Source organism: Photobacterium lipolyticum (assembly GCF_003026475.1).
GTDB lineage: Bacteria > Pseudomonadota > Gammaproteobacteria > Enterobacterales > Vibrionaceae > Photobacterium > Photobacterium lipolyticum.
Genome location: NZ_PYMC01000001.1, coordinates 607,322 through 632,338 on the forward strand (window position 1 = coordinate 607,322; position 25,017 = coordinate 632,338).

Consider the following 25,017-nt stretch of genomic DNA (forward strand, 5'->3'; position numbering starts at 1 on the left):
TCACACCAGACCAGCAAAGTAAAATCGTTTTACAAAATATCTTTTCACGGGGACAGTCGCTAACAGGTTGAGCGGCCCCTTCAAGGAGTCTTTATTAATGAAGATAAAACAAATTGCTTTGGCAACAATGCTGCTACCGTTTGCACCGATAGCAGCGGCGCAGGTAACAATGGAAATACCGAAGGGGATTCAACTGTTGGTGATTAACGGCCAAGATACCGATTACTCCATGTTTGGCTTTGATCATAAGCCTGAAATTAAGTTGCCAGATGGTGCCAATCAGGTCGTTTTCCGTATTGCTAAAGTCGTCAGAGATGCTGGCAGTAAAACAACAAAATTTAAATCCGTTCCTATCGTTATCCGTTTTGATGGCGATAATACTCAGCTAACACTCGACATTCCGAACATCCAGACACTGGATGAAGGCCGCAACTTCAACAGCGCGCCTTCGTTTACGATCAAGGAATCAGGGAATGATTATCCTTTCGTATACGATACGCTGTATGTAGGGTTTGACCTTGCACCTGATTTTACTCGTAAAGTTGAGAAGTATAATAAGAGTGGAGCAATTGCCAGCATCAACGCTGGCATTTCAACCACGAACACAATAACCGCTTCAGTTGCTCAGCCACAGAAAGTGACATCTAAAGCCGCGACTCAATCAACAACCAACACAACAACACCAGCACAACTCACAGAATCCAATAAGGCTGAAATGATGCTACAGCACTGGTTCCACCAGGCCGATGATAAAACAAAGAAGAAGTTTTTAAGCTGGGCTGTCACCAATATCAATTAACTCTTTAATCCCAACCGGGCTAACAACAAAAAGGCTCATTCATTAATCATGAATGAGCCTTTTTGATGGGTTTGGTATTAAACACAATTTTCTCTCTGTACAGAGTAAAAAGCCGACTGATATATAGTCGGCTTTAACATCATATTACGTTATGTTTCTATTAGACAAAGTGCCCGTTAGAAATTGTACGAAATACCCACACCGGCTCCAAACATACTTTCGCCACCGCGAGTGATCTGGTAAGGACGGAAAAATACTTCCGCACTTGGGTCAATAAAGTATGACGCATTAAACGAGACGATATCTTCAGATTTTGGCGTTGATTTGACACCGCCGGTTTCAAGATCTTCCTGAGCGGCATAACCTAAGCTGAATTTCCAGTCTTCCATTGAATAAGAAACCCCTACCGAGTAAGAATTCTGATCCTGGTCTGGCGCACCGTTATCATATTCGGCACCCGCGATTTTATAAGCCCCTTGCACACCAATTGCACCAAACGTTGCCTCAAAACCGACAAGGAACAGCTCAGTGTCAGAACCAACACGTTTTACAGTTTCATCTGCCGCTGTCGTTTTATCATCTTCTACACCTTTAGTTACTTGGCGGTCAACACCAAGTTCATAACCAAGATGGAATACCGCTGGACCTGCTTTTACACTGGCAGAAGCGCCATACCAATTATTTCCATCTTCAGTAACGTTACCTTTACCGGCTGCCACTGAGAAGTTCACCGCGCCAAACTGGGCGGAATCAAAACGAACCATGTCGTTCTGACGATCGTAGTTTGTACCGCCTTCGACAGCGCCCGTCCAATCAAACACTTCACCAAGTTTGTTACCTGAGTATGGCCAGTCAAGAATTTGATATGCAGGTGTTAGCATACGACCGACGCGTACTTTACCGGCATCAAATTCAAAACCGATAAAGCTATCACGGAAACCCATCCAAGAAATACTACCGTTGTCAGATTTCACGCTGGTACCATCGCCTACGTCACCGGCTTCCATCTGCCAGAACATCTTAGGACCTTTTTCCAGATCGAGGGTACCACGTAAACCGAAACGTGATTCATTCAGAACATTTAAAGTACCTTCACCACTACCGTCATTACCTTCAGCCTCACCACCCCATACAGAGACAGCAGCCAGGCCATACAATTCATAATTTGCTGCTGCTGGTGCTGCTTGAACCGCAACTGAAGCCATTGCAGCAGCTGCAACTGCCACACCTAAAACTGAACGCTTAAACATGTTTTCCATGGAATAACTCCTAAAAAATATTAGCTGTTTACTTGAGCCTTAAAGGTTGGCCGCCGAAGGCATCAAGTAACTCTCCCGATATGTCTGCCGAAATCTAAATTCGACTAAATCATATTTTTTTAGTTCTTTGTGAACCGCTGTAAAACTTCAGGTACAAGACTACTTTCGCAGCGCGAAACATCAACCAGAACTTAATTTATTCTTTGAAAAATATGACTCAGTGCAAAGTTTCCACGCTACAGTGATCAAGATCAAAACTCCTCCAAAGAACTTATAAATAAACCTAAAAAACACACGAATACAATAGGATACAAAAAAACAAAAAACATAAAATGAGAAGTGTCACTAAAAAAACACCTATTGTTTTTATGTTCACATCTTGAAGGCCGTCATATTTATAAAAATTTAATTGAACTATTTTATTGCTGTTAAATATCTAGAGGGGATATTTTTTAAGAGAAATAAAGGCAGGGGGAATAAATGGGTATATTCAAAACTATGCCAAATAAGAACATACCCGGGGAGGAAAAGGTTAACGATTCATGAAATCAACAAGCGTTTGTTCATCCCAAATTTCAATGTCAAGCTCTTGTGCTTTGGCTAATTTAGAGCCCGCCGCTTCACCGGCAACCAGTAAATCGGTCTTCTTGGAGACACTGCCCGTCACTTTGGCCCCCAGGCTCTGTAACGCCGCTTTAGCATCAGAACGGGTCAGTTGCGATAGCGAACCAGTTAAAACCACAACTTTGCCGTCGAGGGGCAACTCCATGTCTGCATCCGGCTTTTCTATCGCAGGCCAGTGAATACCGACAGCCAGTAAGTCAGCGATCACTTCCATGTTATGCGGTTCACGGAAGAAGTTGAACAGGTGCTCGGCAACAATATTGCCGACGTCCGGAACCGTAATTAGCTGTTCTTTCGTCGCCTTAGCGATAGCCTCTAAAGTTTCAAAATGGTTTGCCAGATTTGCAGCAGTGGCTTCCCCAACCTCTCGAATACCGAGTGAATACAAGAAACGGGATAGCGTGGTCAACTTTGATTTATTGAGAGAATCAATCAGTTTTTGGGCAGATTTCGGCCCCATACGTTCAAGCACCGTCACAGTACCAGCCGACAGTTTAAACAGATCCGCAGGGGTCGAGACCATTTCCCGATCAACCAGCTGCTCGATGACCTTTTCGCCGCAACCATCAACATCCAGCGCTTTACGGGAAACGAAATGCTTAAGGGCTTCTTTTCGTTGCGCCTGACAGAACAAGCCGCCAGAACAACGCGCCACCACTTCGCCGTCAACACGCTCCACTTTCGACTGACACACCGGGCATTCTGTTGGAAAGACAATCGGCACGGCACCCTCAGGGCGACGTGACTCAACCACAGAAACAACTTGAGGGATCACGTCCCCCGCCCTCCGGATAATCACGGTATCGCCAACCATTACCCCTAAGCGGGCCACTTCATCGGCATTATGCAGTGACGCGTTACTGACGGTAACACCACCGACGAAAACCGGCTCTAACTTCGCAACCGGCGTTATCGCCCCCGTTCGCCCGACCTGAAACTCAACATTGTTAAGTACCGTCATCTCTTCTTGGGCCGGAAATTTATAGGCAATCGCCCAGCGCGGTGCTCGCGCTACGAATCCAAGTTGCTCTTGTGTCTCAATATCATCAACTTTGATCACAACACCATCGATTTCGTAAGCCAGATCCTCGCGACGCAGGCCGATATCCTGATAGTAGGCAATCACATCGTTCAAGGTATCAAGCAGCCTGATCTCAGGGCACATCGGTATGCCCCAGTCTTTCAGCTGTACAAGGCGATCATACTGGCTTGGGGCCAGCTCCAGACCTTCGACAACGCCGACAGAATAGGCATAGAAACTTAACGGGCGGGTTGCGGTAATTTTTGAATCTAGCTGGCGCAGGCTGCCTGCGGCCGCATTACGCGGATTGGCAAAGGGCTTCTCGCCTTTATTTAGAACACGTGTGTTCAGCGCATCAAAGCCTTTTTTAGGCATGAAGACTTCACCACGAACTTCCAGCCTAGCTGGCCAGCCTTCTCCTCGCAGCTTCAGCGGAATGGAACGGATGGTACGTACGTTGGCGGTAATGTTTTCACCGGTACTGCCGTCGCCCCGCGTTGCCGCCTGAACCAGCACACCGTTTTTGTACATCAAACTTACCGCCAAGCCGTCCAGCTTAGGCTCACAGCAGTAACTTAATTTTCCCGCAGAGATAAGGCGATCCTGCATCCGTTTTTCGAAGGCCTGCAGATCTTCGTCGTTAAACGCATTATCCAGCGATAACATAGGTAGTTCATGCTTTACTTGGGTAAAACCGTCAAGTGGAGTACCGCCAACTCGCTGGCTAGGAGAATCAACCGTGACCAATTCCGGGTATTCAGCTTCCAGCACCAGTAACTGTTGCATCATGCGGTCATATTCAGCATCAGGAATTTCTGGGTTATCTTCTACATAATAACGGTGACCGTGATATGCGAGTTGTTCACGCAACGCGGCAAGTTGTTGCTGAATGTCGGTACTCATTACTCTTCCTACCTAAAAAATAAGGCTCCTCTGCAGGAGCCTAATAGAAACTATATATCTTAACTATGGATCTTAAATCTGGATCTTAAATCTGGGTGTACAGTTTAGCTTTTTCACGATACGCGTCGATTCGGTTCGGTGTGATCATGGTTCGTTCATGATCAAGCACATCGGCATTTAATTCGTCGGCAATCTGCTGAACCGTTTGTAGCATCAAATTGAAATTCTGATCAGCGCGACCATAACAAGGCAGCATCAGATAAAAAGAAACACCCGGCGTTTCAAAGTTGTCTTCGTTCCCTTCAGGGAAGTTGCCCGGATGGATCATATTGGCAGCCGAAAACAGAACCGGTTCAACGCCGGCCAGATCAGCATGGCGGTGGTAAACCGCGTTATCGCCAAAAATAAGATTGTGCTGCTCGAGACAACCAAATAATTTTGCGCCTTGCAGCATCTCGCCGTTACGGGCATGAACACTCAGCGCCAGATAGCTCGGTTCCAGTACCGGCTCGGGTTCAACCATAGGGACAAGAGAAGGGGCTGGTTCTTCAGGTTCAATAACCTCTGCAACCTCGTCTGAACTATCCGCAACAACCGGTTGGGCTTCTGCACCGCTGTTGGGTTCGGCGTCAGGTCTTTCAGACAGCGCTGCACTAGACAATGCTGTATCCGCAGTTGCCGGCTCAGCTTTGACGACTTGAACAGGTTCAGCCGGCCCTTGCGGTTCAACAGGCATCGCCTCAGTCTCAGATTGGTATGTATCGATACTCGCTTGCGGTTCAATTTTCTCCGCGGTTGCTGACATTTTTGGCAAATCATCGACAAAAGATGCGTTACAGGCTACATCAAGTAGCGGATCAGCCTGCAACTTTTCGCCAAAATGTAATTCAGGCTCCGTGCGTTTATGGGCTTTTTTCTCTGCTTCTTCTGGTCCAGTATTGACCACCCGAACGGAACCGACGCCATCTTGATCAAAACCATCGGTATCTACATTGTTAGTATCCCCTAACTTACCCAACGGTTTCTCACCAAATTTCGCGGGCTTTTCTTTTCTGCTGGTCCAAAGACCGTGTAAAAGAAGCGCAGAGATAGCCAGCGCACCAACAATAATAAGAACCAGACGCAATTCCTGCATTATGAATACTCTGAATTAACTCGTTATCCCTTACGGGGTAAATAATAGTAAAAGTGTCACAGGACTTACAAAAGCACCTGAGCCGATTAAAAGCTAACAGGTTTCAAGCCTACTATTAACTTAATGTACCAAAACTCAATTAATAATGAGAAGATGAATATTGTTATTCGTGCAAGATAGTGCTGCTGAGCACAAATTTGCACAAATTTCAGACAAAATAACCACCAAACTTCCCTCTAATTAGCTATGACAACAAGTTTGGAATTTGATTCTACACCGTTCTCCCCGTTAACATGCTCTCTGTATCCTATAAAGGAGAGCAACGTTCACCTCTCTGGATGAGAACTTTGTGTAAGGAGTATTTAATGTCAAAACCGCAAATCATCCAAGCCCCAGTCAGTGGCGCAGGGTACTTTTTTAAAGGCATGTCTTTAGCCATGCAACCGGGGACCCGACGATTTGTCATTCTGCCTCTATTAGTTAACGTGCTGTTGTTTGGCAGTGCATTTGGTTTTGTCTTAAGTCAACTCAGTGATTGGATTAACAGCTGGTTAGCATCATTACCGTCATGGTTAGATTGGCTGTCATATTTGCTTTGGCCATTGCTTGCAATAGCAACGCTGGTAATATTTTCATATCTCTTCAGTACCATCGCCAATTGGATTGCTGCGCCGTTTAATGGCTTACTGGCAGAACACCTCGAAGCCAAACTGACCAATAAGCCTGCGCCAGATGCGGGGCTAAAAGAGATAATGAAAGACCTACCGCGGATCATGGGTCGAGAATGGATTAAACTTAAGTATTACTTGCCAAAAGCTATTGGTTTACTCATCCTGCTTTGGATTCCGGCTATCGGCCAAACCGTTGGGCCGGTATTGTGGTTCTTATTCAGCGCATGGATGATGACCATCCAATATGTCGATTACCCATTTGATAACCATAAAATTCCTTTTGAATCAATGCGTGATGCCTTGAAACTCAAACGAGGTAAATCACTCAGCTTTGGTAGTTTAGTCATGCTGTTTACCATGACTCCAATACTGAACTTATTTGTCATGCCAATCGCCGTATGCGGCGCAACGGCGATGTGGGTCGATCATTACCGAGAGCAGATGATAGGTACTCGACACTAGGCACTAGGCACAAAGGAGAGGTTAACTCTCCTTTGTTATTTCAAATGCTACGAGCAAAATACGCCTTGCTCGTTCTAAATTGAACATTCAAAAAATAACCTACTCATTATCAATCAGCTACCGTATACGAAGTCCAAGAACCTTTCCCATCAGCCTTAGACCATAGGCCAACTCTTTCCACGACCGCACTTCCCTCTCGAACCTCGAACCTAAAATTTAGGGTCTTCCTTTATAACAATAAGATATAACAATAAATTACTTTCCAAATACCGATGACGGTTTATCCTTACTCTATCTGAAATTAGAACGTGTCATGAAGGAACGACAAGCATGAGCAAGATTTACGAAGATAACTCCTTAACGATTGGTAATACTCCACTAGTACGTCTGAACCGCGTAAGTAAAGGTAACGTTCTGGCTAAAGTTGAAGCCCGTAATCCAAGCTTCAGCGTTAAATGCCGAATTGGCGCAAATATGATTTGGGATGCCGAGAAAAAAGGCCTATTAAAAGAAGGTGTTGAACTGGTTGAACCAACCAGTGGTAACACTGGTATTGCTCTGGCTTTCGTTGCTGCAGCACGCGGTTATAAGCTGACACTGACCATGCCTGAAAGCATGAGCCTTGAGCGCCGTAAGCTCCTTAAAGCATTGGGAGCTAATTTGGTGCTGACCGAAGCACCAAAAGGTATGAAAGGTGCTATTGATAAAGCAGAAGAGATTGTGGCGTCAGACCCAGGTAAGTATCTGTTACTGCAGCAATTTAACAACCCTGCCAACCCTGAAATTCACGAAAAGACGACTGGCCCGGAAATTTGGGACGCAACCGATGGTGGCGTTGATGTCTTCGTTTCTGGTGTCGGAACAGGCGGTACGCTGACAGGCGTTAGCCGTTTTATTAAACAGCAAAAAGGCAAAGCCATTACAACGGTTGCCGTTGAACCTTCCGAGTCGCCGGTTATTACCCAGACCCTGAACGGCGAAGAAGTGAAACCGGCACCTCACAAAATTCAAGGGATCGGTGCGGGCTTCATTCCTGGCAACCTTGAGCTGTCTCTGATTGATGAAGTTGAACGCGTCAGCTCTGAAGAGTCAATTACAATGGCACGTCGCCTGATGGAAGAAGAAGGCATTCTGGCTGGTATCTCTTCCGGTGCCGCAGTGGTGGCTGCAAACCGCATTGCTGAACGCCCAGAATTTGCCGGTAAAAATATTGTTGTTGTGCTACCAAGTTCAAGTGAACGTTACCTGTCCACGGCTCTGTTTTCAGGTATTTTCACAGATAAAGAAACCCAACAGTGATCACACTTTTAAGTAATCCATAACCAATTCTTGCCTTAAAAAGCCCCTTCCGGGGCTTTTTTGTTGCATTTTTCCTTTACGTTTAATATAAACTTGCAATGTTTTAATTTAAGCATCGAATTAAAAGGTTAAACTTTGACCGTAAAGATGCAACCAAGACAAAAAATCTCATGAAAATTTGACTTGGGTTAAGCTAAAACGACGAACTGTTGGGTAGTTTGTACTTAGTATTGGCAAGCCAAGACTACACACGTTAAGCTTTCTTTCAGTTACGTAAATATTAAATAAATATTATATCGATAATCGGGGTGAAAAATGTATCAGAAGCAAGTTGAAATTACTGCAGAAAACGGTCTACACACTCGTCCAGCGGCTCAGTTCGTTAAAGAAGCTAAAGGGTTCGACGCCGACATTACTGTTACTTCTAACGGTAAGAGCGCAAGTGCAAAAAGTCTGTTCAAACTACAAACACTAGGTTTAGTTAAAGGTACTCACGTAACTATCTCTGCTGAAGGTGCTCAGGCACAAGCTGCAGTAGACCACCTGGTTGCTCTAATGGACACGCTGCACTAATTCGCCGTCTGTTTATTACGTTCCCTAGTTTTTTAGTTAATTTAAGGTAAGGCTATGATTTCAGGTATCCTGGCATCTCCTGGTATTGCTTTTGGTAAAGCACTGCTACTACAAGAAGACGAGATTGTTCTTAACAAGACTCCAATCTCTGCAGACCAGATCGATAACGAAATTCAATGTTTCTTCGACGCTCGAAAAAAATCTTCTGAGCAACTAGAAGTAATCAAAGAAAAAGCACGTATCACCTTCGGTGAAGAGAAGGAAGCGATCTTTGAAGGTCACATCATGTTGCTGGAGGATGAGGAGCTTGAAGAAGAAATCATAGCCTTCATTAAAGACAACAAAGCATCTGCAGCCCTTGCTATTCACTCTATTATCGAAGAGCAGGCAACAACGCTAGAATCTTTAGATGACGAATACCTGAAAGAGCGTGCAACGGATATCCGTGATATCGGTAGCCGTTTCGTCAAAAACGCATTAGGTATCAGTATCGTTAACCTAAGTGCAATTAATGAAGAAGTGATTCTGGTTGCAAACGACCTGACGCCTTCTGAGACGGCACAAATCAATCTGGATTACGTACTTGGCTTCATTACTGATATCGGTGGCCGTACTTCGCACACCTCTATCATGGCGCGTTCTCTTGAGCTACCTGCAATCGTAGGTACCAACGATATTACAACTCGTGTTCATAATGGTGACATGCTGGTTCTTGATGCAATCAACAACCAAATCGTGATCAACCCAACACAAGCCGAGTTAACTAAATTCAAAACGATCCGTGACGAGTACCAGGCTGAGAAAGATGAGCTTGCGAAACTGAAGGATCTACCTGCAATTACCCTTGATGGTCAGCAAGTAGAAGTTTGCGGTAACATCGGTACCGTTAAAGACTGTGACGGTATTAACCGTAACGGCGGTGAAGGTGTTGGCCTGTACCGTACCGAATTCCTGTTCATGGACCGTGACTCTCTTCCAACCGAAGATGAGCAGTACCAGGCGTATAAAGACGTTGCTGAAGCAATGCACGGCGAGTCAGTGATTATCCGCACCATGGATATCGGTGGCGACAAGGATCTCCCATACCTGGATCTGCCTAAAGAAATGAACCCGTTCCTGGGCTGGCGTGCAATTCGCATCAGTCTGGATCGTCGTGAAATTCTACGTGATCAGTTGCGTGCAATTCTACGTGCATCTGCACACGGTAAGATCCGTATCATGTTCCCGATGATTATTTCTGTAGAAGAAATCCGTGAACTGAAAGCAGCTATCGAAGAATACAAAGCTGAACTACGCACTGAAGGCCTTGCCTTCGACGAGCAAATCGAAATCGGCGTAATGGTGGAAACACCTGCAGCAGCTGCTATCGCTCACCACCTTGCTAAAGAAGTATCCTTTTTTAGCATTGGTACAAACGACTTAACCCAGTATACTCTTGCAGTTGACCGCGGAAATGAGCTTATTTCTCATCTATATAACCCGCTATCACCTGCAGTACTGACTGTGATCAAGCAAGTTATCGATGCTTCTCACAAAGAAGGTAAGTGGACTGGCATGTGTGGCGAGCTAGCAGGTGACGAACGTGCTACCCTATTGCTATTAGGTATGGGTCTGGACGAGTTCAGCATGAGCGGGATTTCAATTCCACGCATTAAGAAAGTTATCCGTAACGCTAACTTTGCTGATGTTAAAGCTATGGCAGAGCAAGCACTTGCTCTACCAACGGCTGCTGAAATCGAAGCACACGTAGAAAAATTCATCGCAGAAAAGACCATCTGCTAATATAGCTGCAGATAGAATAACAACGCTTAGGAGCAACGATATGGGTCTGTTTGACAAATTGAAGAAGCTGGTTTCTGACGACAGCAACGAAGCTGGTGCAATCGAAATTATCGCACCACTTTCTGGCGAAATCGTAAACATCGAAGATGTGCCAGATGTTGTTTTTGCAGAGAAGATCGTTGGTGACGGCATCGCTATCAAGCCTGCTGGAAACAAAATGGTTGCACCAGTAAACGGTACAATCGGCAAGATCTTCGAAACCAACCACGCTTTCTCTATTGAGTCTGACGATGGTATTGAGCTTTTCGTTCACTTCGGTATCGATACTGTTGAACTGAAAGGTGAAGGCTTCACTCGCATTGCAGAGGAAGGCCAAACTGTTAAAGTCGGTGACACTGTTATCGAATTCGATCTTGCGCTACTGGAAGAGAAAGCAAAGTCAACTCTGACTCCTGTTGTTATCTCTAACATGGACGAGATCAAAGAACTGAACAAACTTTCTGGCGCAGTGACTGTGGGTGAAACTCCAGTTCTACGCATCAAGAAGTAAGATTGCCTCAGTCTTAACAAAAACGCCACCTTCGGGTGGCGTTTTTTGTTGGGGAAAAGAAAAACGAGTTTCTAGGTGCGAGTATCTAGTCGTTACTCGCCCCTAGCTTCTCGGAACTTCTACAAACTTTCCAACATCTCAACCGACGGTGCAAAGAAGTATGCGCCTGTAACTGCCTTCGTAAAACGCAGCATCTGATCCGATTGGCCATCCGTCTCGCCGTACATGCTCTTTAACATCGCATTGAAATTATGCTGAGTATGGCAATAGGCAATAAACAGCAAGCCGTGATCACCCGTTACCGTGCCGTACGGCAAGCTGTGGCGTACAATCTTCAGCCCTTTACCTTCTTCTTTAAGATCAACGCGGCCAACGTGAGAAGCTGCGGGGACATCTTCCAACTCAACAGAGTCCAGCTTAGTACGACCAATCACTTTTTCTTGCGCCTGAATATTCAGACGATTCCAAGCGGGCAGGTTATGCACGAATCGCTGAACCATCACGAAACTTCCACCAGCAAACTCGCCATCTTTGATCAAAGCAACATCACTACGGGCTTCTGTGGTTTTCGGGTTTTCCGTGCCATCAACAAAATCAATCATGTCACGTGAATCAAGGTACTTAAAACCATAAGTCTCGTCTAACACTTCAATATCTTTTGCTACAGGCTCAAGAAAGCAACGTAAGGTATAGAAGTTCAGATCATGACGGCTTGAGTTTATATGAAGCAGAATATCCCCTCCCGTTGCAGGTGCCGTAATATCACCGTCACCAAGCGGCGTAAAATCATCAAATTCTGCTGGGCAGCCTTTCTCTAAAGACTGCCAAAATGCTTTACCAAAAGCCATACTCGCACGAAGATTGGCATCAGGCTGCTGCTCGTTCAGTGTTGCTAATCTGTGATGCAGCGATTTACATTGAGCTATAACCGCGTCCTTGCCTCCGATAACCTTCATGACCACATAAAGGGCAAAAGGTCCGGCTTCTGGCAAAACTGCGGGTTGTGCGATAGCCATATGATTCTCCTGAATATTATTAATTTGAACCTAGATAATTGATTATAACGTTTCCGGCATTTTTAACCGACCAAATCATTGCCAGCTATCGCATTTAACAATAGAAAACCTTTACAACACTACCGATGTTTATCAATATTAGCTCTGAAAAAAACAACATGGAGTTAGTTGCATATTGTGGGCCGAGTTTTTTCTCTTGCTTTATCTGCCATCCTGATAACTATAAGCTCTAGCGTTGCTGCGCTTGAGACTGTTACGCTTCAGCTTCGCTGGTTACATCAGGCGCAATCGGCGGGATTTTACATGGCAAAAGCAAAAGGCCTGTATCAACAAGCCGGTCTCAATGTTGTGATTAAACCCGGCGGCAATAACCAGGTTCCATTAAAAGAGGTGATCGCTAAACGTGCAGACTTTGGTGTGGGTAACACTGAGGTACTCATTGCCTATGGCCATGGTTTCCCTTTAGTCGCACTCGCGACAGTGTTCCAGCAATCTCCTTCTATTCTGATCACCACTGATAATAGCCACATCCAGACCCTCGATGATTTAGTGGGAAAAAAAGTGATGATGTTTTCTGGTACCGAAGATGCTGAACTCATTATGTTATTAGCTAAAAATAATATCGAGCTTACAGAATTTGAACAAGTTACTACCTCTGCCAATATTGAAGATTTGATTAGTGGAAAAATCGATGCTTTCAACGGCTATTTGACCAATGAACCCTATTACCTGAAAGAACGCGGTCTTAACTCTCTAATTTTTAACCCGGCAGACGACGGTATTAATTTCTATAGCGATATCATCTTCACCCATCAGGATCTGGCACGAAATAAGCCAGAGCTCGTCGATCGTTTCCGTCAGGCGAGCATTGAAGGTTGGTACTATGCCTTAAGCAACATTGAAGAAACCTTAGATGTTATCGAACAGCAATATCAGACCAACAAAACGCGCGCACATCTTCGGTTTGAGCTCACGACGGCAGCACACATGATCATGTCTGATTTAATCGAAATCGGGCGTATGAATCCAAATCGCTGGCAACATATTGCCGATCAGCTCGCCGCATTAAATATGTTGCCCGCGACAACTATTGATGAGAAATTCCTCTACCCCTTACGCTCAGAGTTAACCTGGCTAGACATTAAAAGCTGGGTACAAATTGGTGCCATATTACTCACCTTAACTTCCTTAACTGCTTGCTATTTTTCATTTACAAACAATCACCTGAAAAAAGAAATCACTCGCAGAATTAAAGCAGAAGAAAAAGCGGAACGCATTGCTCGTAAAGACATGCTAACGGGGGTTGCCAACCGCTATGCATTAATTGAAACGCTGCATCAAACCGTCACCAACAGAAAAGACCGACAGCCCAATCCAGCCTTGCTGTTTATCGATTTGGATAATTTCAAAGTCGTAAACGATACCTATGGCCATCAAACCGGTGATCGGGTGCTACAACAGTTCTGCTCTCGAATGAATGGCCTGTTGCCAGAAAATGCTTTTTTTGCCCGGTTAGCGGGCGATGAGTTTATCGTATTGCTGCCGACAACAACTGAAAGCCAGGCTAATCAACTGGCGAAACAGGTTACAGCCTGTGCAAGTAAGCCTTTTATGATAGGACCCTATCAAATTCAGATCGGGGCCAGTGTCGGCACAACGATTTACCGCTCAGGTGATACACCCGATTATTTTTTATCGCGTGCCGATAGCAAAATGTACGGCCATAAAAAACGCTCCCGACAGGAGCGTTATACCATTCAATCTTAAGCCGGTGAACGTTATACCGAAGTCACTTCAACATGAAGTTTTACCTGTTCATGGGAATCGTTATCAACCGTTTCAAATGATGTAGGCGAATTCAAACCCGTTGATAGTGTGGGTGAGATAATGGTACGCCACGCACCGTCATCAAGACGCTCTTGTACCTTGAAAGCAATTATCACTTCTTCCGCTGATACTTCCAGCAACTCTGCACTACCAACCAGTTCACGCGCACTGCTCCCCTCTTCTGAGGTGCCGAAAAAAACCGTTTCTTCCCCAGGTAACAGAGACAGTGACGTATTTACCGTCTGCTTGGTATCTAAACCAGTCAGTTCAAAGTTAACGTCTAATAACCAATCGGCCATGGCTAAAGGGCTTAACAGTGCACTAAAGAGCACTAAACCTTTACTCCATTCATTCATTTGCTTTACCTCTCTATGGGCTTATCTGCAAATGTATTCCTGACTCGGGTGCTTCTCATCAAGTACAAGCTGAACCAAAGGGTAAGCAACATCGTCGTTGCGCGAGTCCAGCTGAATGCACCATGTGTGAGCGACAGGTGATACAGTTGCAGTAAACAATCAGTTATATAGGCAGCAAGTAATAGTTTTTTGCCGTGCTGCCATAAAAAATTCATTACGTTGTGATTTTTATATCGCTGGCCGGATAACCACATCAACAGTAGTGCGGGTAGCCCTATCACCATACCGACATATAAGCTTTCTCGTAATGGATAGAAAATTGTCAGTATTTGCGATCCCTGATCGCGGCTGGCTCCAGCCATTACAAAGACAATCCACGCTTTGGCACTGAATGCCAAAGCTAACCACAACATCATCGAAGGCTTTAACAAGCCATGCTTGTCATAAGCATCAATTGGATAAAACAAAGTGTTTCCTCACACATCCTCTCTCTATGAGCAATGGTGGCAAATCACACCAAATTCAACCAGTTGAATATAATGTACATTGTATTTATTGTTTTCGTAAGATAATCCATCTCGATAGAATAATAACCTCGCCGTGGTTAATTCTGTGGTACACCGCACTTTTCAATTATTCATCTTGTAGCCAAGATCACGCTTTACCTTCTAATAAACACACAAATTCTGTTTTTATTACGAAAACAACGATGTCATAACAACTTCTGAAATTTTATAAAAAATAACCACAACCGATAAATATCAACAACTTAACTATTTACAGGCAGTGAGGCGAACCGATAAATGTTTATTCATCGATTGAAATATTCCTACATATCTCACAATTATATTCACTAAAAACAGACTCCCCCCAAGTAAAGACAAGGTATATACCCATGCTGGATCACTCCGAAGGGCGAGTTTTCCTGCATCTTGAGGTTACTTGGGTATAATCACAAAAACACCTCTATGATCAGACCATTGAGCGGAGTTAAAATGACCATCCAGAAAAACCCAAATACCCCCTCACCAGAAACGCAAGCTGAAGCAATGCGCATTGCGAAAGCGACACAAAAGCCAGGCCAAACCAAAGATCAGACTAAATTGGTTGCGGCCGGCATTCAAAAGGGCATCGAACTCTATAAGAAACAGCAAAAAGTCAAAGCGCGTGAACGTGACAAGCTGCGTAAAAAACAGGTCAGCGGCAAACAGGAACAACCTAAAGAAGTGGCTGCAGCCACTCCAGAAAAAGTCGTCATTCATAAACAACACTGGTTGCCATGGGTGCTACTCTTGGTCTCATGGGTAGGATTTGCCTATTTTCTAATGCAATCGTGACACAACCATAAATCATAAGACCACACAAAAAAACAGGACGGCAAAAATGAAGCTTCAATTAAAAAAGCCCCTATTTCTGCTAGCAAGCACCGCTATTTTGTTCGGTTGTTCGAACGCCGACACTGATAATGTATCATTCCCTGATCGCTCAATGCAGCCATGCCGAGAGAAGCCAAATTGCGTATCGACTCTCGACGAACGACATGAGTACCAATTAGCGGGGTTCGGCCTGACCGAAACGGGTATTAACAATTGGAATCTTATCGAACAACTAGCACTATCATTACCCGGTGCCAGCTTAGGTTCTCAAAAGGATGGTTACATTCGGGTCGAATGCCGCAGTAGCATATTTAAGTTTGTTGATGATTTTGAAGTGCGCCTGCAAGACAACCGGCTTATTGTGCGTTCAGAGTCACGGGTGGGTTATTCAGATTTCGGCGTTAATCGTAAACGTGCAGAACTGTTCCGCAGTAAGCTCTCTGAAGCGGGCTACATAAAACCGTAGCTACCTGGCGATGAATTAGCGCATTAAAAAGCCACGTCTGACAGACATGGCTTTTCATTACTTTTTTACGCTGCAGTAGCTAACTACAGTCAGGGGATTAGAGATTTTTGTCTTTACCCAGCGCCAGTACCCCTACCGATATCGCAGCGACAACAGCAAACCCCGTTAAAATGATAACAGGCATTGCGGCATAACCTAGCGCGTGCCAAATAATCGACTCTAATGTACTCATCGTATACTCACCTTTTAGTTGTTACCAACCTTCAACATCTTTCATGTCAGGTAATTTATGTGCAATACCTTTATGGCAATCCACACACGTTTTCTCACCCGATGCCAATGCCGTGGAGTGCTGTTTAACACTACGCGGGCCTTGTTCTGAAAAGTCCATATATTCGAAGTTATGGCAGTTACGACATTCCTGCGAATCATTTTCTTTCATCCGGTGCCACTCACGGTTAGCAAGGTATGCCCGGCGCTCTTTGAATTTTTCTTCGGTACCGATAGTCCCCATCGCAAAAGCCACCAGCTCTTTTGATGCCTGCACTTTACGAACGATCTTATCTGTCCAGTTATGAGGTACGTGGCAGTCAGAGCAAATCGCCCGCACACCAGAGCGGTTCGAGAAGTGAACCGTTTCACGGATCTCTTTCACAATCGGCGCATGGCAGCCTGAGCAAAACTCTTCGGTATTGGTTGCTTCCATTCCGGTGTTAAATGCCCCCCAGAATAACAAGCCGCCCATAAATCCCATGAATAAGACGACACCAACGGCCACTTTACTTGGCGATGTCAGTCTTCTCCAAAATGCCTTTAAAAGGTTCATATATAGCCTCTCTTTTTATTGTGGCTATAATTAGCGCAGAGCATCAACACGTTGGAAATCATTTTCAACCAATGGCTTTGCATCAGCTTGAGGTACATGGCATTGCAAACAGAAGTAACGACGAGGGGAAACATCTGATAATACCTGTCCTTCACGGGTCTGATAGTGGGTTACACTGATTTTTGTTGCACCCATTTCTTTTGCATTTTTCCAACTGTGGCACGCCAGACATTTGTTGGCATTTAGCGATACTTCGTAATTACGAATGGAATGTGGAACTAAAGGTGGCTGATAAACATAATCACTATCAATCGTCCCCTGATCGCGAGGGAAGCGTTTGAAATCATCAGCGGGACGGGTGGTTTCCAGCTCGCTAACACCACGTAAAGATTCTACCCCACCAATACCGCCAGCATTAGTAACGGCTTGGTTGTTAAGCTCTTCTGCCCCCTGCACTGCACTGGCTAAAAACATACCAACAGTCATGACCGCTAAAACTAGTCGCTTCATTGTATTCTCCGCCTTATGGCTAAATTCGTTTCAAGAAAGGTAACTACCGAATCCCTGTCCCCCTCATATCTCTGCGTACAGGGATCAAGCAGCCAGCTTCATACGATTAATTAAACTTTAGTGATCTTGATTGGGCACTTTTTAAAATCTGTCTGCTTAGACAGCGGATCAGTGGCATCCAAAATCAGTTTGTTAACCAAGATGCGAGCATCAAAGAATGGTACAAAGACCAAACCGACAGGAGGACGGTTACGACCTCGGGTTTCAACTCGACAACGAACTTCACCACGACGAGATGCCAATAACACTTCATCACCACGGCGCAGGCCACGGGCCTGGGCATCATCAGGGTGGATATAACAAACCGCATCAGGCACTGCTTTGTACAATTCAGGGACACGGCGGGTCATAGTTCCGGTATGCCAGTGCTCTAATACACGGCCAGTACATAACCACATGTCATAATCTTTATCTGGCATTTCCGGAGCAGGCTCATACGGTGCAAAAATGATATTTGCTTTACCGTCTGGCTTACCATAGAACTTAAAGCCAGTGCCTTCAGGAACATATGGATCTGAACCTTCAGCAAAACGCCATTGTGTTTCTTTGCCATCAACAACCGGCCAGCGCAAACCACGTACTTTATGGTACGTATCATAGGGTGCTAAATCGTGACCATGACCGCGACCAAATGCTGCGTATTCTTCAAACAGGCCTTTTTGCAGATAGAAACCCTGCGCTTTTGCATCATCGTTAAGCTCTTGCGCTTCAGAAAGCGGGAACTTATCCACCTGGCCATTACGGAACAGCACTTCATACATGCTCTTACCGCGGTATTCAGGCATTTTCGCCAGCAGATCATCACCCCACACTTCTTCAATCTTGAAGCGCTTAGAGAATTCCATTAGCTGCCAAAGATCTGATTTTGCATCACCCTGCGCTTCAACCTGCTGGTACCAGGCTTGAGTACGACGCTCGGCATTACCGTAAGCGCCTTCTTTTTCTACCCACATTGCAGTCGGAAGGATCAAATCAGACGCCTGAGCAGTTACTGTTGGGTACGGATCAGAACAAACAATGAAGTTTGCCGGGTTACGGTAACCAGGCAGACGTTCTTCATTAATATTCGGGCCCGCCTGCATGTTGTTATTACACATAACCCAGTAAGCATTTAGCTTGCCGTCTTTTAGCATGCGATCCTGGACGACCGCGTGATAACCCGGTTTTGGCGGAATCGTACCTTCAGGCAGTTTCCAGATTTTTTCTGCGATCGCACGGTGCTTGGGATTTGCCACCACCATGTCGGCTGGCAAACGGTGAGAGAACGTACCCACTTCGCGCGCTGTACCACAGGCAGACGGCTGGCCAGTCAACGAGAACGGGCTGTTACCCGGCTGAGAGATCTTACCGGTTAATAGGTGAATATTGTAAACCAGGCTGTTCATCCACACACCGCGGGTATGTTGGTTCATCCCCATGGTCCATAGCGACATCACTTTTACTTTCGGATCTGCGTACTGCTTTGCCATCTCCAGCAGTTTTTCTTGGGAAACCCCAGACATTTCAGATGCTTTTTCTAACGTATACTCTGCAACCGACGCTTTATACTCCTCAAAGCTCATCGGGTGCATTTTGCCGACGTTCGGATTTTCGGCCTTCTGCTGCAGCGGATGCTCATCACGAAGACCGTAACCAATGTCTGCCGTCGCACGCTTGAAGTGAGTATGCTTATCAACAAAGTCCCAGTTCACGGCATCATTTTGGATGATGTAGTTAGCAATGAAGTTAGCAATTGCCAGATCGGTCTGCGGTTCGAAAATCATACCGTTATCAGCCAGTTCAAATGAACGGTGATAATAGGTCGACAACACGTTTACTTTGACATGAGGATGACTTAAACGGCGATCAGTAATACGTGTCCATAGAACCGGGTGCATTTCAGCCATGTTTGAACCCCAAAGCACAAACGCATCGGCATGTTCGAAATCATCGTAGCAGCCCATCGGCTCATCGATACCAAAGGTACGCATGAAAGCACCGACAGCAGAAGCCATACAGTGACGCGCATTTGGATCGATGTTGTTAGAGCGGAAGCCGGCTTTCATCATTTTTGAAGCGGCATACCCTTCCATGACGGTCCACTGACCAGAACCGAACATACCCACACTTGTCGGGCCTTTCTCTTTCAGTGCAGCTTTCCATTTCTCTGCCATAATATCGAAGGCTTGATCCCAGGAAATAGGGGCAAAGTCGCCGTCTTTGTCAAACTTGCCGTTTTTCATCCGCAGCATAGGCGTTTGCAGACGGTCTTTTCCGTACATAATCTTAGAGAGGAAATAACCTTTGATACAGTTCAGGCCTTTGTTGACAGGCGCTTCCGGATCCCCCTGAGTGGCAACGACACGACCATTCTGCGTACCTACCAATACCGAACAACCTGTACCACAAAAACGACACGGAGCCTTATCCCACTTAATTTTGGTTTGGTCAGAACTAACAATTAAGTTAGTTGCTGACGCTGGCAAGCTAATACCAGCAACAGCTGCCGCAGATGCAGCCGCGTTTGCCTTAACAAACGCACGTCTTGTCATTTTCATGAGTCATCCTCAGATTGCGGATCAAAGTGTTCAATTTGGTGGTACACTAAAAAAGTGATTAAAACATGTTCTAAATTATTTATTTTATCTATAGTATCAGTCACATAACCCTGATTCGCGGTTTCCAGAACGACAATGATCTTTCCCTCTTCGCTCTCACCATGAATTTCCGTGTTCGGGAAATCAAGTATCTGAGTTTTCACGACTTCTAAATGATCAGGTTTTACATGTACAACCAGGCTAGAGATATGCACTTCCTGTTGCGCCATAGGCTATTTCTCTTCTACTTCGTTAATCACCATGGTGATTGCTGATGTCGGACAAACCGATAAACAGGCACCACAGCCTGTGCAATCATCTGCTTTCAGAGCTGGCTGGGCGACCCCGCCTGCTTGCAGCCTGAAACGTATTGCTTGTACTTCACACATGTCACCGCAGCTGCGGCACTCAATCTTGTTATGTGCCAGACAACTCTGGTTAATCTGAGCTTTCAGCTCCCAGGGATTGTCCGTTTGTGGATGGAATAATGACTCAGGACAAGCTTCTGCGCAGCGGTAGCAAAAAGTACATTCACCATAGTTAAAGTCGATGGTTGGAAACCCTCCATCGCCTTTTACAATAATCTGGGATTCACATGCACTGATGCATTTATTGCAGCGGGTGCAGCTATCAGTAAAAACTGCTTCATCAATAACCCATGGCAAGCGCTGCAATTCAGGAGTGCGACGACGCGTAAACATTTTACGACGTGAACGATCGAACATTTGCTAACACCTTTGGTAAAGTAATGTGAAAATAAGCATTTTTACGGGCAGCACTCAATGCGGTAAGACAGTATATAAAGTTGTCATAACTCATCATCTTTTTACATGACTAGTTTAAATCCAGTAATAATTGCTTAAATACCCAGTAAGGGCTAAATATAGGTGAAATTGTTTTGGATCAATAAAATAAAGGGACAACCTTCACATTATTCTACTAAGGAATTCATAAGCCAGCTTCGCTTACGCATGCCTACGATCACATAAGTCATTATTTAAATAAGGAATTACTGTGCAGAACAGGCCACTCAAGCCAGTTACCACAACCATAGCCCGCGCCATGCTGGCTATCTTGTTATTATCCGTTGCCACCACCAGCTTTGCGCTGCTTACGCTTGCTTCCAGCTTGAATGACGCTGAAGCAATCAATGTTTCCGGCTCACTGCGCATGCAGAGCTATCGCTTAGCCTATGATATTCAAACCGATTCACAGCAATTATCAGACCACTTAGATCACTTCGAAAAATCGCTGTTTTCACCATCAATGGCCGCACTGGAACACTGGACGGTGCCTACCGACATTAAAAAGCACTATTACGGCTTAATTAGTCGCTGGGAAAATCTTCACCCTCAGCTCCATAGTTCCGATCGCCAGCAGTATTTGAATAATGTCGCCAGCTTTGTTGATCACATTGATAGATTTGTCTTTGAGCTGCAGGAATTTTCTGTCATTAAACTGCAAGTATTGTCGGTAATAGGTGGCATTGGACTAAGCCTGATCCTGCTCGTTGCCCTGTTCACGATTCATTTCACCCGACGTAAAATCGTTTTCCCTCTGAATCAATTGGTTACTGCCAGTGAACATGTCCAAAATGGCCACTTCGATATTAGACTGGATGTAAAAAGTGATAATGAGTTAGGCATACTGGCCGATAACTTTTGCAAGATGTCTTCTGAACTCGGTAAGTTATATCGCGGTTTAGAAAAGAACGTGAACGAGAAAACACATCGCCTGCGTCACGCCAATGAATCACTCCAGGTACTCTATAACTGCTCACAAGAACTGTCAGTCAGCCGGTTAACCTCACAAAATTTCTCTGCCATGCTAGAAACAATGGTGGCGGTGGAAGGATTAACGGCAACTAAACTGATTATAGAAGAAAACAGCGGCGGACGATCTGAGCTAACCGCCGGGATTGAATCTACCCAACCATGGCATTTTCAGGATTTAGACATCGACGGGCAAGTTCTTGGCCAGCTATGGTGGCAATATACCTTGCCCTGCCCGGATCAAACGTTGATCGATAATATATCGCGCATTTTGGCCCGTGGGATCTATTACAACCGGGCCCAAAAGCAGAGCGAGCAATTGCTCTTAATGGAAGAGCGGGCCACCATCGCACGCGAGCTACATGACTCATTGGCACAGTCATTGTCTTATCTGAAAATCCAGATGACCTTGCTAAAACGTCAGTTAGCCAACAATGACACCGATAGCGCCAAACAGATACAGGCCGATATTGATAGCGGGTTGTCAGGCGCTTATACCCAATTAAGAGAATTGCTGAGCACCTTCCGCCTCACGATCAAAGAAGCAAATTTTGGTGAAGCCTTGGTAGAGATGCTCAAGCCATTGGAAGAGCAAACGGATGCCCTGTTGATCATTGATAACCACTTGTCATCGCTCAGTCTCGATGCCCATCATCAGGTACATTTACTGCAAGTGATCCGAGAAGCGGTACTCAATGCGATAAAACATGCCCATGCTGACGAAATTGTCGTCTCTTGTGTGCAAAAAGATGATCGAGTAGATATAAAAATTCGTGATGATGGATTAGGCTTCGATCCTAAAAACGAAAAGCTAAACCATTATGGTTTAGCCATTATGACAGAGCGAGCATCGCGCCTACATGGCGATCTTAAAATAAATACAATGCCGGGCGCAGGCTGTGAAGTGAGCCTCACATTTTCACTTCAGCTTTAAGGACAAAAATATGACCTGTTGGAAAGTAATGATTGTAGATGATCACCCGTTAATGCGACGTGGGATCGGCCAGCTATTAAGTTTTGAACCCGATTTTGAGTTGATTGGCGAAGCCAGCAATGGTGCAGATGCCATCGCTCTGGCCAATGAGAAAAATCCTGACTTAATCCTGCTCGATTTAAATATGAAAGGAATGTCAGGCTTAGATACCCTCAATGCAATGCGTGCAGAAGGGATAAGCGCCAGCATTGTTATCCTGACCGTCTCTGACAGCCGTACAGATATTAAAGCGTTAGTGGCGGCAGGGGCTGATGGCTACCTGCTAAAAGATACCGAGCCCGATGAACTCATCAGTCTGCTAAAACAAGCGTTATGTAGCGGCAAGGCCTACAATGATTTGGTTCGTCAACACTTAGAAGATAATACGGAACAAGATTCTCTGCTGAACACGCTTACTGACAGGGAAATGCAGATTTTACAAGAAGTTGCCAAAGGCTATAGTAATAAGAAAATTGCTGATACCTTATTTATTTCAGAAGCGACCGTAAAAGTGCACATGAAGAGTTTGCTGAAAAAGCTACAGGTCAAATCACGTACCGCAGCGACAGTTCTTTACCTGGAAGCACAAGGACAATAATGAAAAAGAATCTGATGATAGTACTGGTATCTTTGTTCTTATTCGGCTGTGAAACAACGCGGTTGAACAACGAAAGCAGAGATATACAAGTTGTGTGGAATAATAGCGAAAAAATCAACCAATGTACCCACAAAGAAACCATCACCAGTTCTGAGGGGCACTGGTATACATTTTTGTTTATCGGCAATCAGGAGTTAACAGAGGGGGCGCTTAACGCACTGAAAAATCGTGCCAGTGCACTTGGCGCCAATACCATCGATTTATACGCGCCACGAACATTTAGTACATCAGTTACCATGATGGGCAATGCTTATGTTTGCCCCTCATCGCTTTGATTAACCGTTCCATTCATCGGCCCCCTCAAACAAATAAAAAAAACCGCAGCAAGTGCGGTTTTTTCATTTATATCAATAGGTATTAACTAGCGAGTGAAGTGATCAGATCACCCTCTCGATCTTCAACCCATTGCAGATCGAAAGGCCCCCAGTCACTTAATTGATAATAACCATCATTGTGTCGCTTACCATCCTGGATAAAGGTAAGCTCTATCCCTAAACCAGGTAACGCTTTTAATACATCCTGAATGGTACGACGTGGCCATCCCGTCTGTTCAATCAGCCTTGGGACATTTGGCCTTTCGATATGCTCGACAAGTAGTGCCAGATAAAGACGACGAGCAAAAACCGGATTCAGTTCCATTGAGACCTCCATAATACTAATTTGAGTAATCATCGGGCCTGTTACGGATTGACAGCCGAGCTCTATTTCCTCATAGCAAATCTATGTATTCAGCATGTTACAGTCACTTATCCTCTCACTGCTATTGAGGGAAATAACAATGATATGAACAACAACATACAGATGACTATTCAAATTGGTATAAAAGAGGCTTCATTATTCAGAGTAATAAAAAAGAAATGTTGAGTTTGATCAAGATGAGAGAGGGTTTGGTCACCGATACAGAATAGAAAGCGGCCCAGATCTCATTTTTGTGACCTCGCATGTATATCCGTTCCCCCCTTTCAGCCACTACACCTCCATAAAGAGTCAATAATTCTGACGAAAACTCACGAATCCTGCATTCCGGTGCATTGTGATCGCCGTACGTATCAATTAAGGTTGCCTATATATACCCCATTGCTAAGCCTGTGCAATCTCGCTATAAAGGAGAGCTAATTTGATAATAATAGTAAGTCAGCCCCATTATGAGTACGATTGCCTACGGCATTAAAAACTGCGACACCATCAAGAAAATGAAAAAGTGGCTGGATGCAGAAAACCAGGAATACACCTTTCACGACTACCGTGTTGACGGTTTAGATCTGGCCATGCTGGAAAAGTTTGAATCTGAATTGGGCTGGGAAGCGATGGTCAACAAGCGCGGTACAACTTACCGCCAGCTTACTGACGAACAAAAAGCAAACCTTGATAAAGAAACGGCTATTACGCTGATGCTGGCATACCCGGCAATGATCAAGCGTCCACTGCTCGTCCACAACGATAGCTACTACTTGGGCTTTAAGCCTGCCCAGTACCAAGCCATTTTTCAGAAGTCACTTTCTAATCAGTAATAAAGGATACAA

The 25,017-nt window shown here is 44.9% G+C and carries 26 protein-coding genes; 13 read left to right on the forward strand and 13 right to left on the reverse strand.

All coding sequences use genetic code 11. From position 1 onward, the window contains the following. Window positions 1–97: 97 nt before the first annotated feature. Window positions 98–799: a YccT family protein gene (locus C9I89_RS02685; RefSeq protein WP_107281784.1), complete on the forward strand. Its 702-nt coding sequence runs from the start codon at window positions 98–100 to the stop codon at window positions 797–799. A gap of 176 nt (window positions 800–975) precedes the next feature. Here the strand turns inward: C9I89_RS02685 and C9I89_RS02690 are convergent, their stop codons facing one another. From C9I89_RS02690 to zipA, 3 genes are all read right to left on the reverse strand, one after another. Beyond that, window positions 976–2,058, reverse strand: a complete 1,083-nt coding sequence (locus C9I89_RS02690; protein ID WP_107281785.1) for a porin — start codon at window positions 2,056–2,058, stop codon at window positions 976–978. 532 nt (window positions 2,059–2,590) lie between these two features. Then, window positions 2,591–4,606 carry an NAD-dependent DNA ligase LigA gene (gene ligA / locus C9I89_RS02695; RefSeq protein ID WP_107281786.1) on the reverse strand — a complete coding sequence of 672 codons (2,016 nt, stop codon included), beginning with the start codon at window positions 4,604–4,606 and terminating at the stop codon, window positions 2,591–2,593. An 85-nt stretch (window positions 4,607–4,691) separates the two neighbouring features. Further along, entirely contained in the window at window positions 4,692–5,741 is a 1,050-nt protein-coding gene (zipA, locus tag C9I89_RS02700) for a cell division protein ZipA (RefSeq protein ID WP_211315191.1), read from the reverse strand. Window positions 5,742–6,106: 365 nt separating this feature from the next. Here zipA and cysZ point away from each other — a divergent pair, with 365 nt between their 5' ends. The 5 genes from cysZ to crr all read left to right on the forward strand — a co-directional run bounded on the left by cysZ (window position 6,107) and on the right by crr (window position 11,078). Beyond that, entirely contained in the window at window positions 6,107–6,874 is a 768-nt protein-coding gene (gene cysZ / locus C9I89_RS02705; protein WP_107281788.1) for a sulfate transporter CysZ, read from the forward strand. Window positions 6,875–7,204: 330 nt separating this feature from the next. After that, entirely contained in the window at window positions 7,205–8,173 is a 969-nt protein-coding gene (gene cysK, locus C9I89_RS02710) for a cysteine synthase A (protein WP_107281789.1), read from the forward strand. Between the two features lie 315 nt (window positions 8,174–8,488). Then, entirely contained in the window at window positions 8,489–8,746 is a 258-nt protein-coding gene (locus C9I89_RS02715; RefSeq protein ID WP_107281790.1) for an HPr family phosphocarrier protein, read from the forward strand. Window positions 8,747–8,800: 54 nt separating this feature from the next. Then, window positions 8,801–10,528, forward strand: a complete 1,728-nt coding sequence (gene ptsI / locus C9I89_RS02720) for a phosphoenolpyruvate-protein phosphotransferase PtsI (protein WP_107281791.1) — start codon at window positions 8,801–8,803, stop codon at window positions 10,526–10,528. A 40-nt stretch (window positions 10,529–10,568) separates the two neighbouring features. After that, window positions 10,569–11,078, forward strand: coding sequence for a PTS glucose transporter subunit IIA (gene crr / locus C9I89_RS02725; RefSeq protein WP_107281792.1), 510 nt, complete (start codon window positions 10,569–10,571; stop codon window positions 11,076–11,078). A gap of 119 nt (window positions 11,079–11,197) precedes the next feature. Here the strand turns inward: crr and C9I89_RS02730 are convergent, their stop codons facing one another. Beyond that, window positions 11,198–12,094, reverse strand: coding sequence for a Dyp-type peroxidase (locus C9I89_RS02730; protein WP_107281793.1), 897 nt, complete (start codon window positions 12,092–12,094; stop codon window positions 11,198–11,200). Window positions 12,095–12,271: 177 nt separating this feature from the next. On the opposite strand from C9I89_RS02730, the gene C9I89_RS02735 reads away from it, so the two are divergent. Then, a complete protein-coding gene (locus tag C9I89_RS02735) occupies window positions 12,272–13,861 on the forward strand; it encodes an ABC transporter substrate-binding protein (RefSeq protein WP_107281794.1) in 1,590 nt (529 codons plus the stop codon). Window positions 13,862–13,872: 11 nt separating this feature from the next. Here the strand turns inward: C9I89_RS02735 and C9I89_RS02740 are convergent, their stop codons facing one another. Both C9I89_RS02740 and C9I89_RS02745 read right to left on the reverse strand, forming a co-directional pair. After that, on the reverse strand, window positions 13,873–14,277 hold the full coding sequence (locus tag C9I89_RS02740; RefSeq protein WP_107281795.1) for a hypothetical protein: 405 nt from the start codon (window positions 14,275–14,277) through the stop codon (window positions 13,873–13,875). A gap of 5 nt (window positions 14,278–14,282) precedes the next feature. After that, window positions 14,283–14,744 (reverse strand): DUF2919 domain-containing protein, encoded by a 462-nt coding sequence (locus C9I89_RS02745; protein ID WP_107281796.1) that lies wholly within the window; start codon window positions 14,742–14,744, stop codon window positions 14,283–14,285. A gap of 528 nt (window positions 14,745–15,272) precedes the next feature. On the opposite strand from C9I89_RS02745, the gene C9I89_RS02750 reads away from it, so the two are divergent. Both C9I89_RS02750 and C9I89_RS02755 read left to right on the forward strand, forming a co-directional pair. Next, a complete protein-coding gene (locus C9I89_RS02750; RefSeq protein ID WP_107281797.1) occupies window positions 15,273–15,614 on the forward strand; it encodes a DUF2956 domain-containing protein in 342 nt (113 codons plus the stop codon). Between the two features lie 46 nt (window positions 15,615–15,660). Further along, the gene (locus tag C9I89_RS02755) at window positions 15,661–16,119 is read left to right on the forward strand and encodes a DUF1499 domain-containing protein (RefSeq protein ID WP_107281798.1); all 459 of its coding nucleotides are present in this window, start codon (window positions 15,661–15,663) and stop codon (window positions 16,117–16,119) included. A 97-nt stretch (window positions 16,120–16,216) separates the two neighbouring features. Here C9I89_RS02755 and C9I89_RS02760 read toward each other — a convergent pair whose 3' ends face one another. From C9I89_RS02760 to napF, 6 genes are all read right to left on the reverse strand, one after another. After that, the gene (locus C9I89_RS02760; RefSeq protein WP_107281799.1) at window positions 16,217–16,351 is read right to left on the reverse strand and encodes a TIGR02808 family protein; all 135 of its coding nucleotides are present in this window, start codon (window positions 16,349–16,351) and stop codon (window positions 16,217–16,219) included. A gap of 21 nt (window positions 16,352–16,372) precedes the next feature. After that, on the reverse strand, window positions 16,373–16,945 hold the full coding sequence (locus C9I89_RS02765) for a NapC/NirT family cytochrome c (RefSeq protein ID WP_107281800.1): 573 nt from the start codon (window positions 16,943–16,945) through the stop codon (window positions 16,373–16,375). A 30-nt stretch (window positions 16,946–16,975) separates the two neighbouring features. Beyond that, window positions 16,976–17,455 carry a nitrate reductase cytochrome c-type subunit gene (locus C9I89_RS02770; protein WP_107281801.1) on the reverse strand — a complete coding sequence of 160 codons (480 nt, stop codon included), beginning with the start codon at window positions 17,453–17,455 and terminating at the stop codon, window positions 16,976–16,978. Between the two features lie 110 nt (window positions 17,456–17,565). Then, on the reverse strand, window positions 17,566–20,052 hold the full coding sequence (napA, locus tag C9I89_RS02775; protein WP_107281802.1) for a periplasmic nitrate reductase subunit alpha: 2,487 nt from the start codon (window positions 20,050–20,052) through the stop codon (window positions 17,566–17,568). Continuing rightward, complete coding sequence (locus C9I89_RS02780; RefSeq protein WP_107281803.1) at window positions 20,049–20,321, reverse strand: chaperone NapD; 273 nt, start codon at window positions 20,319–20,321, stop codon at window positions 20,049–20,051. Before C9I89_RS02780 ends, napA begins: the two co-directional genes overlap by 4 nt. 3 nt (window positions 20,322–20,324) lie before the next feature. After that, window positions 20,325–20,816, reverse strand: a complete 492-nt coding sequence (napF, locus tag C9I89_RS02785) for a ferredoxin-type protein NapF (protein ID WP_107281804.1) — start codon at window positions 20,814–20,816, stop codon at window positions 20,325–20,327. A 289-nt stretch (window positions 20,817–21,105) separates the two neighbouring features. On the opposite strand from napF, the gene narQ reads away from it, so the two are divergent. The 3 genes from narQ to C9I89_RS02800 are packed head-to-tail and all read left to right on the forward strand — an operon-like array spanning window position 21,106 to window position 23,769. Beyond that, complete coding sequence (gene narQ, locus C9I89_RS02790) at window positions 21,106–22,797, forward strand: nitrate/nitrite two-component system sensor histidine kinase NarQ (RefSeq protein ID WP_107281805.1); 1,692 nt, start codon at window positions 21,106–21,108, stop codon at window positions 22,795–22,797. A gap of 10 nt (window positions 22,798–22,807) precedes the next feature. After that, window positions 22,808–23,434, forward strand: coding sequence for a response regulator (locus C9I89_RS02795; protein ID WP_107281806.1), 627 nt, complete (start codon window positions 22,808–22,810; stop codon window positions 23,432–23,434). Further along, window positions 23,434–23,769 carry a DUF4156 domain-containing protein gene (locus C9I89_RS02800; RefSeq protein WP_107281807.1) on the forward strand — a complete coding sequence of 112 codons (336 nt, stop codon included), beginning with the start codon at window positions 23,434–23,436 and terminating at the stop codon, window positions 23,767–23,769. Before C9I89_RS02795 ends, C9I89_RS02800 begins: the two co-directional genes overlap by 1 nt. Before the next feature lie 82 nt (window positions 23,770–23,851). On the opposite strand, the gene C9I89_RS02805 is transcribed toward C9I89_RS02800, so the two are convergent. Then, window positions 23,852–24,133, reverse strand: coding sequence for a winged helix-turn-helix domain-containing protein (locus tag C9I89_RS02805; protein WP_107281808.1), 282 nt, complete (start codon window positions 24,131–24,133; stop codon window positions 23,852–23,854). 506 nt (window positions 24,134–24,639) lie between these two features. Here C9I89_RS02805 and C9I89_RS02810 point away from each other — a divergent pair. Further along, the gene (locus C9I89_RS02810; RefSeq protein WP_107281809.1) at window positions 24,640–25,005 is read left to right on the forward strand and encodes an ArsC family reductase; all 366 of its coding nucleotides are present in this window, start codon (window positions 24,640–24,642) and stop codon (window positions 25,003–25,005) included. Window positions 25,006–25,017 lie beyond the last annotated feature (12 nt).

Coding starts and splice junctions, on each gene's coding strand:
- C9I89_RS02685 (WP_107281784.1), top strand. CDS start 98: ATGAAGATAAAACAAATTGCTTTGGCAACAATGCTGCTACCGTTTGCA.
- C9I89_RS02690 (WP_107281785.1), bottom strand. CDS start 2,058: ATGGAAAACATGTTTAAGCGTTCAGTTTTAGGTGTGGCAGTTGCAGCT.
- ligA (WP_107281786.1), bottom strand. CDS start 4,606: ATGAGTACCGACATTCAGCAACAACTTGCCGCGTTGCGTGAACAACTC.
- zipA (WP_211315191.1), bottom strand. CDS start 5,741: ATGCAGGAATTGCGTCTGGTTCTTATTATTGTTGGTGCGCTGGCTATC.
- cysZ (WP_107281788.1), top strand. CDS start 6,107: ATGTCAAAACCGCAAATCATCCAAGCCCCAGTCAGTGGCGCAGGGTAC.
- cysK (WP_107281789.1), top strand. CDS start 7,205: ATGAGCAAGATTTACGAAGATAACTCCTTAACGATTGGTAATACTCCA.
- C9I89_RS02715 (WP_107281790.1), top strand. CDS start 8,489: ATGTATCAGAAGCAAGTTGAAATTACTGCAGAAAACGGTCTACACACT.
- ptsI (WP_107281791.1), top strand. CDS start 8,801: ATGATTTCAGGTATCCTGGCATCTCCTGGTATTGCTTTTGGTAAAGCA.
- crr (WP_107281792.1), top strand. CDS start 10,569: ATGGGTCTGTTTGACAAATTGAAGAAGCTGGTTTCTGACGACAGCAAC.
- C9I89_RS02730 (WP_107281793.1), bottom strand. CDS start 12,094: ATGGCTATCGCACAACCCGCAGTTTTGCCAGAAGCCGGACCTTTTGCC.
- C9I89_RS02740 (WP_107281795.1), bottom strand. CDS start 14,277: ATGAATGAATGGAGTAAAGGTTTAGTGCTCTTTAGTGCACTGTTAAGC.
- C9I89_RS02750 (WP_107281797.1), top strand. CDS start 15,273: ATGACCATCCAGAAAAACCCAAATACCCCCTCACCAGAAACGCAAGCT.
- C9I89_RS02755 (WP_107281798.1), top strand. CDS start 15,661: ATGAAGCTTCAATTAAAAAAGCCCCTATTTCTGCTAGCAAGCACCGCT.
- C9I89_RS02760 (WP_107281799.1), bottom strand. CDS start 16,351: ATGAGTACATTAGAGTCGATTATTTGGCACGCGCTAGGTTATGCCGCA.
- C9I89_RS02765 (WP_107281800.1), bottom strand. CDS start 16,945: ATGAACCTTTTAAAGGCATTTTGGAGAAGACTGACATCGCCAAGTAAA.
- C9I89_RS02770 (WP_107281801.1), bottom strand. CDS start 17,455: ATGAAGCGACTAGTTTTAGCGGTCATGACTGTTGGTATGTTTTTAGCC.
- napA (WP_107281802.1), bottom strand. CDS start 20,052: ATGAAAATGACAAGACGTGCGTTTGTTAAGGCAAACGCGGCTGCATCT.
- C9I89_RS02780 (WP_107281803.1), bottom strand. CDS start 20,321: ATGGCGCAACAGGAAGTGCATATCTCTAGCCTGGTTGTACATGTAAAA.
- napF (WP_107281804.1), bottom strand. CDS start 20,816: ATGTTCGATCGTTCACGTCGTAAAATGTTTACGCGTCGTCGCACTCCT.
- C9I89_RS02795 (WP_107281806.1), top strand. CDS start 22,808: ATGACCTGTTGGAAAGTAATGATTGTAGATGATCACCCGTTAATGCGA.
- C9I89_RS02800 (WP_107281807.1), top strand. CDS start 23,434: ATGAAAAAGAATCTGATGATAGTACTGGTATCTTTGTTCTTATTCGGC.
- C9I89_RS02805 (WP_107281808.1), bottom strand. CDS start 24,133: ATGGAACTGAATCCGGTTTTTGCTCGTCGTCTTTATCTGGCACTACTT.
- C9I89_RS02810 (WP_107281809.1), top strand. CDS start 24,640: ATGAGTACGATTGCCTACGGCATTAAAAACTGCGACACCATCAAGAAA.